A 19,575-nucleotide genomic window follows, 5' to 3' on the forward strand; every position below is an offset into this window, starting at 1 on the left:
GCTCTCGCCTCCTTACCCTTTTTCAATTCTCACTTTGGATGTGCCATCGGCTTGATCTTCAACCGTGTAGGTGCAATCGAGATTGTTCAACTCTTCAATCAGGAATACAGGTACACGGTCATTGTGAATCAGTACGATTTCCCCAGGTTTGCAACGCTCCAGAGCGGCAAGTGTTCGCATCATGGGCTGTGGCGGTTCCAATCCGCGATTGTCCAATATAACTTTGGGTGCCTGTGGAGTTTCAATGTTTGCAATCGCAACAGCTTGCTCCTCCGGATGTCCTTTGCATGAAGCGGATTCTTCATCTGAATCGGGTTCCGAATTAACTTCTAATCCAGATAAAACCATTGCAGATAATGCTTTTGCACCGGTTTTATTTTTTTTGTGCACAAATGTGGTAACCCAGTGATCTGAACTCCTGCGTTCAGATGTGCTGGAATATCCTTTCAGCTTGAGAATACCGAGCAGAGGCGTTGGTTTGAATGGAGCATGTAGGACAAACACATCTTCATGCTGAAGGCCCTTGACCGTGTCCATGATCAGCTGAAACGGCTCCAGCTTTTTACTCAGATGAGGGCGCACATCCAATTCAACCATACGGACATCAGATGGAGACATGTGCGTTCACATCCAATCCTGCGCCAGCTACATCCGTCTGCTGTACCAACTGTAGAGATGATTCATACAGGGCGGCCATACCACCGTACAGCGCATAGAAGAATGAGTCCGGCGCATCGAGGGAGAAGGACAGATAGGCTTTGGGGTCCATGCCGAGCACACGCTCAAAAAGTCTTGCACTGTCATAGGCGTAAAAACAGAAATGAGTATATTCGAACACAGGCATTTTTTCGTAAATGGTGATAATCTCTTGCGCATACTCGGCCTGCTCACGCTGTGCTATCTGCACCATGGTTGTGGCATCTTCCAACCTCAGCGTGATGCGAAGTGTAGTATCGTCAATGATTTCAACGTGGGCCATAGCGGTTCAGCTCCAATCTATAGTTTGCTGATCTTGACCTGGAAGGTTGTAGGGCCCTGCTCAATATACTCCCAGTTGAAGCCATCAGGATGTGTGGACTGGAACTGGAATCGAAGTGGCTTTGGATCGTGATCATTGATGAGCAGCATGGATTCCTGTGGTTGCAACTGATCAAACGTTTCGAAAATAACTTTATGTTTCAAATGCGGTGGATACTCCGTGGCATTAATGGTTGCTGCGTATGTGTTCATGTGTCATTCCTCCAAATAGGGATAGTGTGGTGCTGCAATTTGATTATAGAAAACGTGAAGAGGGGTCTGTGTGAGCAGGCTCACACATTTCTTTTTGCCATAATTTAGACTTATTTAGACCAGAATCCTGTTTGGAAAAGGGCTGGTGAGCATATATAGATGTGCAACTGTGCGCTATGTTTCACTTCTTGTGATATTTTGCACAGTTCAGCGAGTGAGACATCCTTATATTTAGCGTCAAGATGACACTGGATGAGAGAAAACAGGTTTCTCCTTCGGCTGATGTGAATACAGCACCCTAGAGAAGGGAGGTATGTGTATGGAATCAAAATTAATGGACCCGTTTGGAAGAAAACATGATTACTTAAGAATTTCGGTTACGGATCGTTGTAATCTCCGCTGTGTGTATTGCATGCCAGAGGAAGGAATGCAGTTTGAACCGACAGAACGAATCCTGTCCTATGAAGAAATCACGTCCATCGTTAAGGCGCTTGCTCCATTGGGCATTCGGAAATTGCGTTTAACTGGAGGGGAGCCTCTTGTTCGTAAGGGGCTGGATCAACTGATTGCGATGTTGTCCGCTATTCCAGGAATTGAAGATATCGCATTGACCACCAATGGCATCTATTTGGCAGCTTATGCGGATCTGCTGAAGGCTGCGGGGCTAACACGGGTGAACATAAGCCTGGATTCTTTGAAGCCAGAACGATTCGCAAGCATTACCCGAGGCGGCAAGGTGCAGCGTGTGCTGGACGGCATTAAGGCCAGCCAAAAAGCCGGATTTCATCCGATCAAGCTGAACGTGGTGCTGATGAAAGGCGTGAACGACGATGAAGTGGAAGATTTTCTGAGGATGACCCGGGATGAACCCATTCATATTCGTTTTATCGAGTACATGCCTATTGGTGAAAGTGGAGAAGGTTGGAGATCTGGGTATATGCCCCTCGAACATGTGCTGGAAACATGCGGAGCACAATGGGAGTACGAAAGCTGTGGAGAGATTTATGGGAATGGACCAGCAGATAGTTATCGCATTGTGGGAGCTGCCGGAACCTTTGGTCTGATTCACCCGGTGAGCAGCCATTTCTGCGGAAATTGCAATCGGCTCAGGCTGACAGCAGACGGAAATATCAAACCTTGTCTCTACTGGTCAGATGAGTTCAATGTTCGTCCACTCGTAGGTGATGACAAGGCGGTGCAGGATTTATTTTACAAGGCGCTCGGAGCCAAACCTGAGACACATGACATGTTAAAAGCCTTAAATGGGCAACAGATTGACGGCACACCAACGCTGCGACATATGTCGCAAATCGGAGGTTAGCAACAGCGGTTCAGGATTCGACTTGCATCAACAGGTCATATATGTGGGAGGACAACAATGAGTAACAAAAGCATGCCCTGGATGGGCAAACTCAAATATTTTGCCAAACGTGAAAAAAGTGCGGAGGGCTGGAGTGAGATGTCCCCGGTCAACCGGGATTGGGAAGATATCTACCGCCGCCGCTGGCAGCATGACAAAGTGGTGCGTTCCACACACGGCGTCAATTGTACCGGATCATGCAGCTGGCAGATCTATGTGAAAGACGGCATTGTCACTTGGGAGACGCAGGCTACCGACTATCCTTCAACCGGACCGGATATGCCGGAATTTGAACCACGAGGTTGTCCGCGTGGAGCGAGCTTCTCCTGGTATCTGTACAGCCCGCTGCGTGTCAAACATCCTTACGTACGTGGTGCGCTGCTGGACATGTGGCGTGATGCGCTTCAGACACATGGTGACCCGGTTCAAGCGTGGTCCAGCATTGCGGATGATCCGGCCAAAGTGAAAAGATACAAATCGGTACGTGGTAAAGGTGGATTAATTCGGGCGTCATGGGGTGAAGTGACACAGATTATTGCCGCTTCGCTAATTCATACGATCAAAGAATACGGGCCGGACCGGATTATTGGTTTCTCTCCGATTCCTGCCATGTCGATGGTCAGTTATGCAGCAGGGTCGCGCTTCCTCTCCCTAATGGGATCACCATTGCTCAGCTTCTATGACTGGTATGCGGATCTGCCGCCGGCTTCACCTCAGATCTGGGGCGATCAAACGGATGTGCCGGAGAGCAGTGACTGGTACAACTCGGGATACATTCTGGTATGGGGCTCGAATCTGCCTATGACGCGGACACCGGATGCCCACTTCCTGGCTGAAGCACGTTATCGGGGAACGAAAGTGGTGTCGATCAGCCCGGACTATGCGGAATATGTGAAATTTGCAGATACATGGATGTCGGTAAAACAAGGAACGGACGGCGCTCTGGCGATGGCTATGGGCCATGTCATCCTGAAAGAGTTCTATATTGAAAAGCCTACGGACTATTTCATGCAATATGCCAAACAGTATACGGACTTTCCAAATCTGCTGATTGTGGAAGAAAAGGACGGCATACACACAGCAGGCAGATTTCTCGTAGGGGAAGACCTGGGTATTACGGGCAACAATATGGCATGGAAAACGCTTGTGTACGATGAGAACAGTGGAACCTATGCGATGCCAAAAGGAAGTTTGGGCTTCCGTTGGGGGGAAGAAGGCACATGGAATCTCAAAATGGAACAGGTGGAGAACGGTGAGCCGATTGATCCAAGACTATCCATGCTCGGAGTCCATCATGATCTCGTAACCATTCAACTGCCGTACTTTGATGATGAAGGAAAACATGTCATGAAGCGGCAGATTCCTGTACGCCAGATCTGGCTGGGGGACAGATGGATTACAGTAACAGCCGTATACGATCTGGTACTTGCCAAATACGGAATTGAACGTGAAATGACACGTTCTGCGGATTCAGCAGAAGTAGTCACTGGTGCGGAGCAGTGGAGTGTACGTGTTCACCGTGGAGACGACATCTTACATGCGCCACAGGTAAAACCATTCACTCCGGAGTGGCAAGAGAAAATCACTGGTGTGGACCAAGAGACTGTCGTACAGATTGCACGTGAGTTTGCACAAAATGCGATCGATACCAAAGGGCGTTCCATGATCATCATGGGAGCTGGTATTAATCACTGGTACAACTCCGACGTCATCTATCGCGCCATCATTAACTTAATACTGATGACAGGCTGTCAGGGTGTGAACGGTGGAGGTTGGGCGCACTATGTTGGTCAAGAAAAACTGCGTCCGGCTGAAGGCTGGCAGACGATTGCCTTTGCTCGTGACTGGACCGGACCTGCACGTCTGCAGAACGGAACATCTTTCTTCTACTTTGCAACAGATCAATGGAGATACGAGGAGACCCAAGTAGGAGAATTGACTTCGGCGCTTGAGGGTGAACCACGGTTCCAGCATGTGGCTGATTATAATGTGATGGCTGCGCGTATGGGCTGGCTTCCATCTTATCCACAATTCAATCGTAACTCAATTGATCTGCATCAGGATGCACTGCAGGCTGGAGCAACGACGAAGGAAGAGATCGGTGCTTATGTAGCCTCTGAATTGCAGAACAAAAATCTGAAGTTCTCAATCGAGCAACCCGATGATCCAGCGAACTTCCCGCGTGTACTATTTGTCTGGAGAGCGAATCTGATCTCAAGTTCCGGCAAAGGACATGAGTATTTCCTCAAGCATCTGCTCGGTGCAACGAACGGATTGCTGAATGATGACGATCATGGACTGCGCCCGGAGCATGTGGAATGGGTGGATGAAGCACCGGAAGGCAAACTCGACCTGATGATCAATATGGATTTCCGGATGGCAGGTACGGCGATGTATTCCGATATTGTGCTGCCAGCAGCGACCTGGTATGAAAAAAGCGATCTGAGCAGTACGGATATGCATCCGTTCGTTCATCCATTTAATCCGGCTGTAGCCGCGCAGTGGGAATCCCGTTCGGACTGGGATACCTTCAAGGAAATTGCACGTGTATTCTCCGAGATGGCTGCGCAGCAATTTGATGGTCCACAGAAGGAGATCATAGCTACACCGCTGTTGCATGATTCACCAGATGAGCTTGCTCAACCGTACGGAGAGATCAAAGACTGGAGTGCGGGAGAATGTGAAGCAATCCCGGGCAAAACGATGCCGCATTTTCAGGTCGTGGAACGTGACTATGCTGCGGTATATAACAAAATGATCAGCCTTGGACCTGTAGTGAAGGATAAACCAATCGGTACCAAAGGCATATCCTGGTCAGCCAGTGAAGAGTATGAAAAACTCAAGGGCATCCTGGGCGTGAACCGTAAAGATGGCGTTGGACAAGGATGTCCGGATCTGAGCACAGACCGTAATGTTGCAGAGGCCATTCTGACCTTGTCCAGTACAACGAACGGCAAGATGGCTGTGCGTGCGTGGGAAGCGCTTGAACAGAAAACAGCATTGCATCTGAAAGATTTGGCTGAGGAACGGTCTGAGGAATGTTTTACGTTTGACGAGATCACTTCCAAACCGAAAACGGTCATTACCTCGCCTGCATTCAGCGGATCGGAAAAAGGAGGACGCCGATATTCGCCATTCACCACCAATGTGGAGCGCCTGATTCCATGGCGTACATTGACGGGCAGACAGCAGTTCTATATTGATCATGCGATGCTCCGCGAGTTCGGAGAGACATTAGCGACATTTAAACCTGTGCTGAAGCATACGCCGTTCCATCCGAACAGCAAACGTCCGATCGAAGGTGGCAAGGAAATTGTCCTGAACTACCTGACACCTCATAATAAGTGGTCGATCCACAGTATGTACTATGATGCGCTGCCGATGCTGACGCTGTTCCGAGGTGGCCCGACAATCTGGATGAATTACGAAGATGCAGAAGAAGCCGGACTGGTTGACAACGACTGGATCGAATGTTTCAACCGTAACGGGGTAGTCGTTGCCAGAGCTGTAGTGACACACCGTATTCCTCGCGGCATGGCATTCATGTATCACGCTCAGGACCGTCATATTAATGTTCCGGGCACCAAAATATCACAGACACGTGGGGGTACGCATAACAGTCCGACACGTATTCATGTGAAGCCTACCCATATGATCGGTGGTTATGCCCAGTTAAGTTATGGCTTCAACTACTATGGCCCGACAGGTAATCAGCGTGACCTCAATGTCATCATAAGAAAACTGCAGGAGGTGGATTGGCTTGAAGATTAAAGCACAAGTCAGTATGGTCATGAATCTGGACAAATGCATAGGGTGCCATACATGTAGTGTTACGTGCAAAAACACCTGGACCAATCGTCCAGGTGCAGAATATATGTACTGGAACAATGTAGAGACCAAGCCAGGGGTCGGTTATCCGAAACAATGGGAGGACCAGGAGCGTTATCGTGGTGGCTGGGAGATGAAGAATGGCAAACTGGAATTGAAGTCCGGCACACGGGCAAGACGCTTGCTTAACATTTTCCATAACCCGGATCAGCCTACCATTGATGATTATTACGAGCCATGGACCTACGAGTATGAGAAACTGACGAACAGCCCGGAGAAAAAACATCAGCCTGTAGCAAGACCGAAATCCCAGATTACCGGTGAATATATGAATCTGGAGTGGGGACCTAACTGGGAGGATGATCTGGCAGGTGCCCATGTAACCGGGATGGAAGACCCCAACATGAAGGGTGTCGAGGATTCGATCAAAATGGATTTTGAACAGGTATTTATGATGTATCTGCCACGGATATGTGAACATTGCCTTAACCCAGCCTGTGTGTCCTCCTGTCCTTCCGGAGCGATGTACAAACGGGAAGAAGACGGGATTGTACTGGTTGACCAAAATGCATGCCGCGCATGGAGATTCTGTGTATCGAGCTGTCCGTACAAAAAGGTCTATTTCAATTGGCAGACAAACAAAGCCGAGAAATGTACGCTATGTTTCCCGCGGATTGAAGCGGGTCTGCCAACGATCTGTTCCGAAACCTGTGTGGGACGTATCCGCTATATCGGCCTGATGCTGTATGATGCAGACCGTGTTGAAGCTGCTGCTTCCGTTGAAAATGACCAGGATCTCTATGAATCCCAGATGGATATTTTCCTTGATCCGAATGACCCTGAGGTGATTCGCGAAGCGCGTGAGGCAGGAATTCCCGAGGATTGGATTATTGCAGCGCAGCAGTCCCCTATTTATAAAATGGTTATCGACTGGAAAATTGCGCTCCCGCTTCACCCTGAATACCGTACCATGCCAATGGTATGGTACATTCCACCGCTTAGCCCGATTACCAATCGGGTAGAGGGACAGGGAAGTTCACTGGAGGCTAATGATATTTTCCCTGCGATTGATAACATGCGTATTCCGGTGGAGTATCTTGCCAATCTGCTTACAGCAGGAGATACGGATCGAATTCGTGAGGTCCTGCGGAAGATGGCAGTTATGCGCATTCACATGCGTAATCAGCAGACGGGTAAGACCAGTGAATCGGCATTGTTGGAAAGAGTGGGTATGGATGCACAGGAAGTGGAGGACATGTACCGACTGCTCGCGATTGCGAAGTATAATGATCGTTTTGTCATCCCGCCAGCCCACCGTGAGGAAGTGGAAGATCTCTTCAGCGAACAGGGCAGCTGCGGACTTGATTTTGCAGGTGGTCCAGGTTCTTGTGGGGTATTTTGATGGGAAAGGAGACAATGACAACGATGACGATCGAACCCAATGAGGGAACAGGTCAGGCTCTGGTTTACGATACGGATACGAGAAGAATGGTCTGCAAACTGATCTCCTACCTGTTGCAATATCCCGATACAGCGTGGAGAGAAGGGCTGCAGGGAGTGAAGGAAGCTATACAGTCCATTTCGGATGAGACGGGGAAGCAGATTCTGTTGACATTTGTAGATGATGCACAGGCTGTTAGCTCGATTGAGTGGCAGGATTCCTATGTTCGAACATTCGATTTTGATAAAAAGTCTAACCTCTATCTCACATATGCTCTTCATGGCGATGAGCGGGATCGAGGTCCGGCTTTGATTGAATTGAAGCGCAGATACGAAGCTGCGGGATTTTACATGGAAGTAAGTGAGTTGCCGGACTATCTGCCTATGGTGCTTGAATTTGTAGCTGAGGCTCCCGAAGAAGATGCCTTAGGGGTGCTCTCCAATTGCCATAAGGCGTTGGTCACAATGAGCGAAAGCATTACGGGACAGAACAGTCCATATGGACCATTGCTCAGTCTGATGTTACAGGTCATTCCTGAGCCTCCTGCTCCTGATGTGCCAGAACAAGAAGAAACAGTTAACCAACAACCAGCAGATCTTATGCAGATCGCTGCCCAGATGAGGAGGGGGAATCGGTGAGTACACTGGAACTGTTGTTATGGGGCGCTCTTCCCTATATGGTCATCGTTTTCTGCATTACGGCGACGATCTGGCGTTATGTGACGAATCCTTTCAGTTGGACGTCCAAGTCCAGTGAGATGCTGGAGAAACGCATGCTAAAATGGGGCAGTTTACTCTTTCATATCGGGATATTCGCTGTAATCTGTGGACATATTGCCGGTTTGCTTGTTCCAGTGGAGTTCTATCGCTGGATTGGCCTGAGTGATGAAGGATATCACTTGATGGCTATTGCAGGAGGACTTCCTGCGGGGATCATTGCATTGGCAGGTGCTGTCATTTTGCTGGTTCGCCGTTATGTTGCTCGCAGAGTGCGGGCGACAAGCAGCATCGGGGATTGGATGGCACTTGCCATGTTGATCATTGTCATTGTCACCGGAATACTGGCGACCTCGGCTAATGCGGTGAATCACACAGGTTTTGACTATCGAACAACGATTAATCCGTGGTTGCGCGGTCTGATCGTATTCCAGCCTGATCCCGTTCTGATGCAGACAGTACCGATGAACTTCAAAGTACACATTCTGCTTACCTTTGTACTGTACTGCGTGTTTCCATTTACACGTCTGGTTCACATGCTGAGTATGCCACTGGGGTATTTGAAACGCAGTTATGTGCTGTATCGCAGAAGAGATGGAGCAGTGTATCCGAATCAGGAACAAAAAAAGGAAAGGGCGATGTAAATGCAACATAAAGGAAAGGTTCAACTGCCCTTGCAAACCGCAAGTCTGGTTCTGGGTTTCATGGTATGGGTTATCCTGTCATCTCTGATGCCATTTATTAAAGAGGATATTGCGCTTACGTCTTCCCAGCTTGCGTGGGCGACAGCGATTCCCGTATTGATCGGATCGATTGCCCGTATTCCGATTGGTTATTGGACGAATCGATATGGAGCACGCAATATTTTCATGATCAGCTTTGTCCTGTTGCTGGCCCCGGTATGGTGGATTAGCCGTGCGACGTCGTTCAGTGATCTGGTGATTGGTGGATTGTTCCTCGGTATTGGGGGAGCTGTCTTCTCCGTCGGTGTAACTTCACTGCCCAAATATTATCCGAAAGAGCGACATGGATTTGTTAACGGGATCTACGGAATTGGTAACCTGGGTACAGCACTGTCTGCATTCGGAGCCCCGCTGATCGCTGATCGTATGGGATGGTCTACGACGGTTCTGCTCTACAGTATTTTGCTATTAGGGATGGCGGCGCTGAATTTCGTTCTGGGTGACAAACAGGAAGTACGAGTTAACGCTCCATTGATGCAGCAACTGAAGGCCATATCACGCAACAATAAACTATGGTTGCTCTGCTTGTTTTATTTTCTGACATTTGGCTCGTTCGTGGCGTTTACGGTGTACTTGCCGAATTTCCTGGTTAGTCACTTTCAGATGGATAAAGTCGATGCAGGTATTCGTACAGCGGGATTCATTCTCGTTGCAACCATTATGCGGCCCGTAGGAGGTTGGCTTGGAGATCGATTTAATCCATTCAAAATATTAATGTTTGTGTTCGGCGGGTTAACGATCGCAGCGATTGTATTATCCTTCGCGCCATCATTCTATATCTATACGATTGGATGTCTGACTGTGGCATTATGCGCAGGAACAGGTAACGGAACCATTTTCAAATTAGTGCCAATGTATTTCGTTAAACAACCAGGTGTAGCGAATGGGATGATCTCCGCTATGGGGGGACTGGGTGGATTCTTCCCTCCGTTGATGTTGACTTTGTTGTACAGCATGACCGGTCATTATGCCATTGGTTTCATGGCTTTGTCTCAGATCGCGTTGGTCAGTCTTGTACTTGTGATCTGGATGTTCTACCAGGAGAAGCTTCAGTTATCTGCAAGCATTCTGGAGAGTACCATTGAAGCCATTCTGATCACAGATACGAACAGTGTTATTACATCCGTGAACCCGGCCTTTACTGCGGTCACTGGTTATAGTGCTGAAGAGGCGGTTGGACAGAAGCCAAGTCTGCTGAAATCCGGTAAGCAGGATAAACGTTTCTATGACCAATTATGGATGGAATTACGTGAAAAAGGATATTGGCAAGGCGAGATCTGGAATCGGAAGAAAAACGGAGAGATCTATCAGGAATGGCTAAGTATTACGGCAATCCGTAATGAGGCAGGCGAAGTCAAATATTATGCGGGCATGTTCAGTGACATGGGCAGGCCAGAGCTCACAATCGCCTGATACATGTATCGGTAATTGTGCATACAGCAAGAGACCTTAACATCGATTGCAGGCGTTAAGGTCTCTTTTTGCACACAGAGATTGGTGTAAGGACTAGGGGTAATCCCAGTGGAGCTGGTGATCATGCATCCTTTTGTTGTTTCAATGCTTGTAAATCAAGAATGATAATTCGGCTGCGGTCCACTTCGATCAAATGCTCTTTTGTAAGCTGATTTAGAAGCCGATTCGCTGTTTCCCTTGTTGTACCAATGGAGTTGGCAAACTCCTGGTGTGTCATTGGCAGGTTGATGATAATTTGGTCTCCATGCGTCTGCCCGTGTTGCTCTGCGAGCATGAGAAGGAAGGAGAGCACACGGTTGCGCACATCCTGACCAGAGAGTACCTGCAATTTATCCTGTAATTCTCGTATTTTGTCTCCGAGTACACGCATGATTTTGATCGCAATCGATGGAGTGCTCAGCATTAAACGTTCGAACAGTCTGACGGGTATGGCCAGCAGTTCGGTAGGGGTAATCGCTTCAGCGGTAGCCGGATAGGGGTGTGCGTTAAAAAAGCCGGTATGCGGGAACATATCTCCTGTTTTGAGAAAAGAGACAATCTGTTCATGGCCGTTCTCATCCGTTTTATATGCTTTTACGATGCCGGTACGAATGAAAAAAACAGCTTCTTTTTCGCTACCTTCGCTAAAAATGACCGTTTTCTTATGAATGCTTCTGGAAATGGCGATATCTTCGACCTGCTTTAATTCTTCTGGACTAAGGTCCTGAAAGATGGGGAACTGTTGTAGAAACTCCGCTGCTGAATCTTTGTTTACCCTGCTCATGAGAATCTTTCCTCTCTGTGTTCATATTTCTGAACTTCGACATCATTAATCCTAGGAGGTTAACTGTGAAGTGAAAACCAATACGCATTCAATCGTTATCCCTCATGAACATGGCGGCTGGGCCATGGTCAGTGTGCCTTTTCTGGTAGGTGTGATTGCAAGTGGTCCGCACTGGCTGCATGCGCCCTTATTTGTAGCTTGGCTTGGATTATATCTAACAGCGTATCCCTTACTACAGTCTTTGAAAAAGAATGCCAATCGACATCGTCTCTACAAATGGGCGGCAATCTACGGTACAGTGGCTCTAATCTGTCTGATCCCACCCGTTCTGGGTCAGATCTCACTATTATTCTTTGGCCCGGTACTGGCTGGCTTGTTGTTGGTGAACATCTGGCATGTGAGACACAAAGTAGAACGTTCGCTTACCAATGACCTGTGTGCCATGCTCGTATTCTCTCTAGGAGGAGCAGCTGCTTATCTCATAGGAGGCGGGCACTGGGACTATGGAATGGCGATCGTCGTTTTATTTTCTTTCTTACATTTTACAGGAAGTACGTTCTTTGTGAAATCGGTCTTTCGAGAGCGAACGAATAAGCGTTGGCTGATGCTAACTCGCATGGTACATATCCTTCTAATTATCATACCGATGGTGATCGGTTATCCATGGATGTCTTTGGCGTATGTCTATTCCGCTGTACGCACCTTCATATATGCAGGCAGAACACTGCACCCTGTGAAGGTCGGTATCATTGAAATTATTGGAGCCGTACAGTTCCTGATCTGGTCTGTTCTGTTGTAAACCGCATCATTTCATCATAGCTTGATTTTTGAACACAGCAGGTGATATAGGTCACAACGTCACAGGATTGTTTTTGATTCGTCGGCAAGGGTTAATGGAATGATAGAAGATTATTGAACAAGAGAGGGGTCGACCCGGATGTGGACTGCATTCATGTGGGGCGGCATCTCTGCCTCAGCGGTTGTCATTGGTGCACTCGCAGCCCTGTTTCTAAAGATTCCTAAACGAGTCATCGGATGGATCATGGCTTTTGGGACAGGTACATTAATCGGGGCAGCTACCTTTGAACTACTCGGAGATGCGCTGAATGATGGGGGGATTATCCCTACAGCCATTGGTTTTACGGCAGGTGCCGTCGTGTATACCTTGTTTGACCTGCTCATCTCGGCAAAGGGTGGGGCAGGGCGTAAACGCTCGGGAAGGTCAGGAGACTCGAATCAAAGCGGCTTGGGGATCTTTGCAGGCACAGTAATGGACGCTATCCCGGAATCCATCATGCTTGGAGCCAGCTTGCTGGCCGGCAACGGTGTCAGTGTGGTGCTGGTGGTGTCCATCTTTGTCAGCAACATCCCTGAAGGTCTGTCGAGTACGGTTGGATTGCAGGGCAGCAAGTACAGTCGTGCGAAAATCATGTTGATGTGGTTAAGTGTATTGCTGATCTCCGCGTTTGCAGCTCTGGGTGGATATCTGTTTCTCGAGCAGCTTCCTGAGGAGATGAGTGCAGCAATTGGTGCATTTGCAGGTGGTGGAATCATTGCGATGATCTGCTCGACGATGATGCCAGAGGCTTTTGAGGAAGGCGGACCTGTCGTGGGTTTGATTGCATCCATGGGATTGCTCGTATCACTGTTGTTGGATCTGTAGATGACAGAATACGCTTCCGATCGCTGTCCTCTACATAGTCGTGTAAATATTAGTTAAATTGATATAAAAAGAGTATCCGAACAGAGTGGTTTCTGATCGGATACTCTTTTTATATTATTTAGACAAAAGATGATCTTAGTGGTTGCTGGAACAACTTCCTCCACACCCGCAAGCTTCTTTACCCAGTTCATTCGCTTCGGGTAGACGGTTCATTTCCACGGATTTCGTGAAATAGTGGCTGATCTGCTGATGCAGCTGGCTGAACTCGCGCTGTGCATAGATGAACCGGCGAATGAGGGGATGATCATAAAGGGCACGTTCTTCCTCTTCATATACCTGAATTTCTGAGGCAAGCAACTCAATATTTTGCCGTTCTTTCTCCTCCAGTGCCTGATGTTTCTCCATAAAACGCTCATACTGGGCTGTGGCCTGCTCATCTGCTGCAAACTGATCAATCATGTCCCGCATCTCTTTGTATCCTTCATCCTGTAACAGCAGTGAACATAGCTCCTGCATTTTGTGCATAATGATCTGTTTGTCCAATTTAACAATCGTATTCATCGTAAAACCCTCCTGTAGATCTTTTCTTAACTGTATACGCTAACGTATGCCCGCACTGTGACGATACTCACATCTGATCTGTATTACATTATTTGTCCAAATACGCTGTTATTCTGTCATCTCAGTTTTATAGTCAAATCTTTAGTTCAGTAGGTAACCTTTTCCCTAAGCTGCTCCAATTGAAGAATAAGGATGCAGTTCCCTGTAACCTGAAGCAGTCCCTGGGTCTGCATTATGGCGAGTTTGCGACTAAGTGTTTCGGGTGTAATACCGAGCAGCAGAGCCATATCTTTTTTGAAAACAGGCAAGCGGATCTCATGCCTTGCATGATTTCGGGTATGGAAATACAAAAGCAACTTGGCAATCTTCTGTTCCGTTGTCATCGCACTGAGCGAACTGTTCCATTCATCTGTTTCGCGGAGAAGATTGGAAATGGCAAGCAGGAAATGGTAAGCAAGCTTCGGATCATGTTCAAGTAACTGGTCAAAGTCATGCTTGCTAATGGAGCAGATGGCCGAAGGCTCCAGAACTTCGGCGTTTGCCGCATGTGCTTTTTGATGTAACAGGGAATCTTGTCCGAAAAAATCTCCGGGAAACAGAAACCGGATAATATGTTCCTTGCCATTTTCGTTGTATTTGGATAACTTCACACATCCCTGATGAACCACATAAAGCGTATCTGAACGTTCGCCCTCCTGGACGATAACTTCACCTTTGTTATAAGTACGGGTATGCAGAAGGGAGGTCAGCAATGTTGCTTCGGATGGATCAAGATGCTGGAACAGAGATACTTTGGAGAAACAGGCATCCTTCGCTTCGTGCGCACAGATCATCGTTTAATCACCTCGAATGGTTCAGGATAGTCATAGCCATTGTCATGTTTCAGTGAGACATTGCGGGTCCGCCATGATCAATACCGTCCTTGGTTACACGGAGAACAGCGGAAGCTCCTTTGGCTACATGATTGAACTGATGGGTTACAATCGCATAATCGCCTTCTTCAGTTACGGTGAACTCTACGACGGCTCCACCACTTGCGGGAAGCATAACTGTCTGTATTCCATACTGGATGTTACGTGGGTTACCATCGGTATACACACGGTCCATTATTGTCCCGACAATGTGGAAGGATGAGACTTCATTGGGTCCGGCATTACTGACATAGATCCGCACTGTATCTCCTACTTTGGCTAGCAGCGGGTGCTTGGTCAATCCATAATCATTGCCGTTAAATACGACATATTCCGGTTCCCCGTTCAAAAAGGCTTCGTAATCATGTTCTTTATACCATTCACTCTGAACAAGGGTATACTCACGATCAACCAAGTGATCAGAAGGGTATCCAGCCTTGGGTTCAACAATAATCATGCCGTACATACCGTTCGCGATATGGGCAAGGACAGGTTTGGTTCCACAGTGATACATGAATACACCGGGTGAGGAGGTTGGGTAGGTGAACGTGCCTTCCTCGCCTGGCATAACATCAATAAATTTGCTGCTGGGGGCAGCATGTACAGCGTGAAAATCCATGGAGTGAGGCAAGCTGGAATCTTTATTTTTCAACGTGAACACCAGTGTGTCTCCCTCGGTCACTCGTAGAACGGGTCCAGGGACGGTACCATTAAATGTCCAAGCGTTGTAGATCACGCCTTTGGAGATTTCGATATCTGTAACCTGGGCAGTCATTTCAATATATACTGTGGTGCCTTCTTTGCGGATGATCGGGTCCACCGGGGCTTGGCTGATGGCCGTAGGTGAGATTTCATTCTGGTGAACAGGTGGAACTGTATCGGTTGAACTACAATGAGACAGAGTGGCTGTGAAAATGGTGAATACGAGTGACCATTTATATACATTCAGGTTCAGTAATGAAAACATAGCTGCACAACCTTTACTCAAGTGGTGTTTTTCACAAACTAAAAAACAGGCGTTCTTTCACTCCATTCGTTATGTAGTAATAGATTACGTTATTAGAGCAGGAATGGGTGTGATGAGGCACACACTTGGGTAAGTCGTATTAGAGTGATTCCCAATCGTCTTACCTTCGTTCCTTGTGCTGAGGAACGGAGTTTCATATAATTTTGGAGAGATGGATTGGTAAATGTTGAGTATTCTGACGCGGTGTGTGTCGTAGTTTCAGGAGGAGGGTGGATACGGAATGAAACGTTTCGAAGATGAAGGTGCATATAAGTACAGTTTCTATTCGGTTCTTCGACGGGGAGAGCGGATTGATGTGAAATGTCCCAAATGCGGTGGGCACGCTTCGATTGAACAACGGAATGATCAACTGGGTTGGAAGTGTTACGAATGTTACGCTCAAGCTCTTGAAGAACCAGTGTATCAGTATAACGCCAAGGGTAATTGTGCTGTATGTGAACGTTGGTTTAACGTGGAAGTCACGGACGAGAAGAAGACGTCTCACCGATCGACGCATGTGGAATGTCCGCATTGTGGTTCTGTTAATCAGGTTGAATTACATGCCAAGCCGACATATGAAAGGTATTTTGCCGAGATTCGTGCAGGGAAAGATCCTGTATTCGGGCTGGAATTATACTTCATGGATGATTTCAGAGGGAAAATAATATGGGCTGTGAACCGGGAGCACTTGAGTTATCTTATTGCTTATGTTTCCGCAGATCTGCGTGTGAAATACGGAAATATGCCTATACGAACGGCTTCACACAGTATCCCTGCTTATATTAAGGAAGCGAAGAACAGGGATGTGGTTGTTCGTACACTGTCGAAGCTTCAGCACAAGACTGGATGAAGTTGAAGATGGAGATGAAGAGTTAAAGCCGCAAGGAGAGAGGACATGAAACTACGCGTGAAACTTACTGTTTTTGCAATCATTCTGGGTGTATTGCAACGGTCTTGAATCTATACGATCAGGATGGGCAGGTGATCTACACTTACAATAACACCGGCAAGGGAGATAAACAGCTGGTAGAATCCATCATTCATCAGGGAATGAGCCGTTCCACTAATGGTGGTGGTGAAGCTGTTCGCGATCCTTACATCAATAGTCCGGCACTATTTCGTGACAAGCTGAACATCGATGTGAAACTGACGGTGGATGAGGAGCACAAAGTGGTTACCATTCGAATGAACAAATCGGAGGCGAGACGATGAATCAGTATGGTGTACAACACGGACCTGCGTATCTGGAAGGAATAACAAAGAAGCACGAAGACACCAAGACCGATGAGGTAGAGTGGAAAGGCAAACTTCAAACGACGGATGGCCATGATAAATTCCATATTTTTTATTATGGTGACTTAACGGAAGATGATCTGATTGCCTGGTATGATTCGACACCGCTTCTTGTATATGCGGAGCACACGGTCACGGGTGAGCGCTATCTGCTCATTGATTCCGCCAAGCATGGATATGATGCCATGTTATGTGAGACCTATTCGGAAAAAGAAATTAATGACAGACCCCTTCGTCCTTACCTGGATGTTGAAGGAGAGGACATCTTTGAGGTAGAGTTGACAGCTTACTACAATGTGCCTTGGGATGAAGAGTTTGGCGAAGATGTAGATGAAAATGGTACGTATGAATTGATCACGGGAGAGCGCATGGGATTTGATCAGGTCAAGCGTGATGGATATGATGCATTTGCCATTCGCATTCTGAATCGTAAAGGGGTATGGACTGACATTGTACAGGAAGAACTGGCTTAGATCTGATAACGAATGAACCAAACTGAGAATGGGAGATGTCGACAAATGTATATTGTGTCCCGTGCACTTAAGCCAGTTCCAGCAGAGGAACTGAATCAATTTGAACAGCAACATGCCATCTCGCTACCTTCGTCATACCGTACCTGGATTGAACAATACGGAGAGGGCACATACACGGGTTGGATGAATGTACAGAGACCGGACCCGGAAGTACTGAAGCCTTTTGTTGAATATGATTTTTGGATACATACGGATGAAACGCCCATAAGTCAGCATCAACTTGAGCAGTGCATTACCATTGGTAGTTCTGTGGATGGAGATTTCCTGGCTGTTCATCCAGAAATTGAGGGGCTGTTGTGGCTACCGCGTCATGATGAGAATATTACCTTGTGGACATGCTTGGAGACTGAATTTGGTGAAACGCTGGACCGGATCTATTGCGGGTATTACCGTCAGGATCAACCGATCGCACCATCATACTATGAACCGTGGAATGAGCTGCGGAAGCATACGTTTTATCATTTTACAGGAACGGAACAGGGAAGCTCCATGAAGGAACTGGCCGATAGGTGCAAAACGGAATTTAAGTGGGACGCTGTGTTGGAGAATGAGTACATGTGCAAGTTGTTTATGGCTTCGATGGGCGGATACTTACGTTTTAACTATGCGACTGGAAGAGAAGTTGCCCTGTTCTATGAAGAAAAGAACGGTGCGGAGGAGGCAACGGATTACGATATCAGTCTATTTTTGCAGGCACATCATTGTACGGCATATGAATAGGGGCAGAGTGGAGGACAACATATGAGCTGGTTAAAGGCAGACATTGCGGAACAATGGCGCAATGAAGGCGAGCGTTATGCAAGGGATGTCAATGCGTTTGTACGGAGAAGTATGCAGGGAGAGCAAATGGATGAATCTGAGCTGGAGGGAGACTCCAGAAACGGAATGAGCACTGAAGTTTTTCGTATGGTAAGACAGGCCAATCTTCACGATGACGTGGAGGTGCTTCGACGTGAGCTACCCGCTGCGACGTGGCCTCTGAATGAGGAGTTTCAAGCTTCCATGCAGGCGGTCAATGTTGTAGGTTATCTGAATGAAGAAACGTGTGTATGTCATACGGGGATTGTCACGGAGAATGGTCAGATCTATACGATGGATCAGCACGGATGGCTGTCTTTTTCTTCGTATTCATTTGCAGGCTGCTCATCCGATGGGCTCGATTATGCGCTTGCAGGACCGGAAGGCATTCATGTTGTCCGTCAGCCTGATCGCAGGTTGGAAGGGCAGGAGATAGCGATATATCGTTGGGAGGATATTCAAGCCCGGATACAGTCGTCCTTACCTCGAATTGAATCACTTGCGGATTGTGAGCATCCCGAACGCACACTAGAGGGACTTTTACCTATGGATGAAGGAAGAGCACTACTTATACATTCGCGATACGGGATATATCTGGTAACGCAAACTCAGGTGACCTTGCTGCATCCCGATCTGGCAGAGATCGAAGAGTATGAGCTTGAGGATACACAGATAGATATGGGACATGCATCTGTATCACGGGGTGGTCGATGGATCGCCTATGGCAGCCAAGGTAGCAATCATATGGTGATGGACCGTCAGCTGAACAAGACATATTCCCTCTATCCGGCATCCAGCTATCCTCATTATGCGGCATTCACGAGTGATAACCAGTACGTCTGGTTCAATGCATGTCATTTCTATAATGGAGTCACGATACAGGTCCCGCTGGAATCAATTTCAGGTAACGAAACGAAGGAAGATTGGCCAGTGATGGACGAGAATGCACGTGTGTATGCAGCGGTGGAAATAGATGCGGGTATGGTGCTTGGGGATGCATATGGTTATTTGTATTGTGTGAATGACAAGGGTGAGGAAGTATGGCGTCATTTTGTAGGCAGTACCATCTATTCTCTCGCCGTATCACCAGAGCGGTCCAAACTTGCAGTAGGTACGTATGGTGGCATGTTGCATGTGCTCGATCTTCATTCGAAAGAGATGGACGAATACGGGATCGGTACAGGCACTCTTCGTGAGCTGGAGCGTTATGTGTTGTGGCGTGGAGAAGAGCCTTTGCGTTGGTGAGGTACTATGAC

20 protein-coding genes are annotated in these 19,575 nt (G+C 47.6%); 13 read left to right on the top strand and 7 right to left on the bottom strand.

Annotated features, from left to right (window positions below; all coding sequences use genetic code 11):
• Positions 1–12: 12 nt before the first annotated feature.
• Genes WFI24_RS22955 through WFI24_RS22965 form a run of 3 tightly spaced genes read right to left on the bottom strand, consistent with a single transcriptional unit; the run spans position 13 to position 1,230 of the window.
• On the bottom strand, positions 13–618 hold the full coding sequence (locus tag WFI24_RS22955) for a DUF2249 domain-containing protein (protein ID WP_336764473.1): 606 nt from the start codon (positions 616–618) through the stop codon (positions 13–15).
• Entirely contained in the window at positions 605–979 is a 375-nt protein-coding gene (locus WFI24_RS22960; RefSeq protein ID WP_237174775.1) for a hypothetical protein, read from the bottom strand. The genes WFI24_RS22955 and WFI24_RS22960 overlap by 14 nt, the downstream gene beginning before the upstream one ends.
• Before the next feature lie 17 nt (positions 980–996).
• Positions 997–1,230 (bottom strand): DUF2249 domain-containing protein, encoded by a 234-nt coding sequence (locus tag WFI24_RS22965; RefSeq protein WP_036613358.1) that lies wholly within the window; start codon positions 1,228–1,230, stop codon positions 997–999.
• 319 nt (positions 1,231–1,549) lie between these two features.
• On the opposite strand from WFI24_RS22965, the gene moaA reads away from it, so the two are divergent.
• From moaA to WFI24_RS22995, 6 genes are read left to right on the top strand one after another with little or no spacing between them, the layout of a single operon-like run.
• Positions 1,550–2,551 (top strand): GTP 3',8-cyclase MoaA, encoded by a 1,002-nt coding sequence (gene moaA, locus WFI24_RS22970; protein ID WP_221820435.1) that lies wholly within the window; start codon positions 1,550–1,552, stop codon positions 2,549–2,551.
• A gap of 57 nt (positions 2,552–2,608) precedes the next feature.
• A complete protein-coding gene (locus WFI24_RS22975; protein ID WP_336764474.1) occupies positions 2,609–6,361 on the top strand; it encodes a nitrate reductase subunit alpha in 3,753 nt (1,250 codons plus the stop codon).
• Positions 6,351–7,820, top strand: coding sequence for a nitrate reductase subunit beta (gene narH, locus WFI24_RS22980; protein WP_076210001.1), 1,470 nt, complete (start codon positions 6,351–6,353; stop codon positions 7,818–7,820). The genes WFI24_RS22975 and narH overlap by 11 nt, the downstream gene beginning before the upstream one ends.
• Positions 7,820–8,497, top strand: coding sequence for a nitrate reductase molybdenum cofactor assembly chaperone (gene narJ, locus WFI24_RS22985; protein ID WP_336764475.1), 678 nt, complete (start codon positions 7,820–7,822; stop codon positions 8,495–8,497). The genes narH and narJ overlap by 1 nt, the downstream gene beginning before the upstream one ends.
• On the top strand, positions 8,494–9,219 hold the full coding sequence (gene narI, locus WFI24_RS22990) for a respiratory nitrate reductase subunit gamma (RefSeq protein WP_336764476.1): 726 nt from the start codon (positions 8,494–8,496) through the stop codon (positions 9,217–9,219). The genes narJ and narI overlap by 4 nt, the downstream gene beginning before the upstream one ends.
• Positions 9,220–10,731 (top strand): nitrate/nitrite transporter, encoded by a 1,512-nt coding sequence (locus WFI24_RS22995; protein WP_336764477.1) that lies wholly within the window; start codon positions 9,220–9,222, stop codon positions 10,729–10,731.
• Positions 10,732–10,852: 121 nt separating this feature from the next.
• On the opposite strand, the gene WFI24_RS23000 is transcribed toward WFI24_RS22995, so the two are convergent.
• Entirely contained in the window at positions 10,853–11,554 is a 702-nt protein-coding gene (locus WFI24_RS23000; protein ID WP_307411036.1) for a Crp/Fnr family transcriptional regulator, read from the bottom strand.
• A 70-nt stretch (positions 11,555–11,624) separates the two neighbouring features.
• On the opposite strand from WFI24_RS23000, the gene WFI24_RS23005 reads away from it, so the two are divergent.
• Complete coding sequence (locus tag WFI24_RS23005; RefSeq protein ID WP_336764478.1) at positions 11,625–12,353, top strand: YwiC-like family protein; 729 nt, start codon at positions 11,625–11,627, stop codon at positions 12,351–12,353.
• Between the two features lie 138 nt (positions 12,354–12,491).
• Positions 12,492–13,217 carry a ZIP family metal transporter gene (locus tag WFI24_RS23010; RefSeq protein ID WP_336764479.1) on the top strand — a complete coding sequence of 242 codons (726 nt, stop codon included), beginning with the start codon at positions 12,492–12,494 and terminating at the stop codon, positions 13,215–13,217.
• A gap of 135 nt (positions 13,218–13,352) precedes the next feature.
• Here the strand turns inward: WFI24_RS23010 and WFI24_RS23015 are convergent, their stop codons facing one another.
• From WFI24_RS23015 to WFI24_RS23025, 3 genes are all read right to left on the bottom strand, one after another.
• Complete coding sequence (locus WFI24_RS23015; protein ID WP_145322296.1) at positions 13,353–13,778, bottom strand: YlbF family regulator; 426 nt, start codon at positions 13,776–13,778, stop codon at positions 13,353–13,355.
• A gap of 146 nt (positions 13,779–13,924) precedes the next feature.
• Positions 13,925–14,611: a Crp/Fnr family transcriptional regulator gene (locus tag WFI24_RS23020; RefSeq protein WP_336764480.1), complete on the bottom strand. Its 687-nt coding sequence runs from the start codon at positions 14,609–14,611 to the stop codon at positions 13,925–13,927.
• 49 nt (positions 14,612–14,660) lie between these two features.
• On the bottom strand, positions 14,661–15,656 hold the full coding sequence (locus WFI24_RS23025; RefSeq protein WP_221820448.1) for a multicopper oxidase domain-containing protein: 996 nt from the start codon (positions 15,654–15,656) through the stop codon (positions 14,661–14,663).
• 280 nt (positions 15,657–15,936) lie between these two features.
• Here WFI24_RS23025 and WFI24_RS23030 point away from each other — a divergent pair, with 280 nt between their 5' ends.
• The 5 genes from WFI24_RS23030 to WFI24_RS23050 all read left to right on the top strand — a co-directional run bounded on the left by WFI24_RS23030 (position 15,937) and on the right by WFI24_RS23050 (position 19,564).
• A complete protein-coding gene (locus WFI24_RS23030; protein WP_336764481.1) occupies positions 15,937–16,545 on the top strand; it encodes a hypothetical protein in 609 nt (202 codons plus the stop codon).
• A 104-nt stretch (positions 16,546–16,649) separates the two neighbouring features.
• The gene (locus WFI24_RS23035) at positions 16,650–16,907 is read left to right on the top strand and encodes a hypothetical protein (protein ID WP_336764482.1); all 258 of its coding nucleotides are present in this window, start codon (positions 16,650–16,652) and stop codon (positions 16,905–16,907) included.
• Complete coding sequence (locus WFI24_RS23040) at positions 16,904–17,461, top strand: hypothetical protein (RefSeq protein WP_336764483.1); 558 nt, start codon at positions 16,904–16,906, stop codon at positions 17,459–17,461. The genes WFI24_RS23035 and WFI24_RS23040 overlap by 4 nt, the downstream gene beginning before the upstream one ends.
• A gap of 45 nt (positions 17,462–17,506) precedes the next feature.
• Positions 17,507–18,241: an SMI1/KNR4 family protein gene (locus tag WFI24_RS23045; protein WP_336764484.1), complete on the top strand. Its 735-nt coding sequence runs from the start codon at positions 17,507–17,509 to the stop codon at positions 18,239–18,241.
• 21 nt (positions 18,242–18,262) lie between these two features.
• Entirely contained in the window at positions 18,263–19,564 is a 1,302-nt protein-coding gene (locus WFI24_RS23050) for a hypothetical protein (RefSeq protein ID WP_336764485.1), read from the top strand.
• The last annotated feature ends 11 nt before the right edge of the window (positions 19,565–19,575 follow it).

It is taken from the genome of Paenibacillus sp. USHLN196, assembly GCF_037144955.1.
Classification (GTDB): Bacteria; Bacillota; Bacilli; order Paenibacillales; family Paenibacillaceae; genus Paenibacillus; species Paenibacillus xylanexedens_C.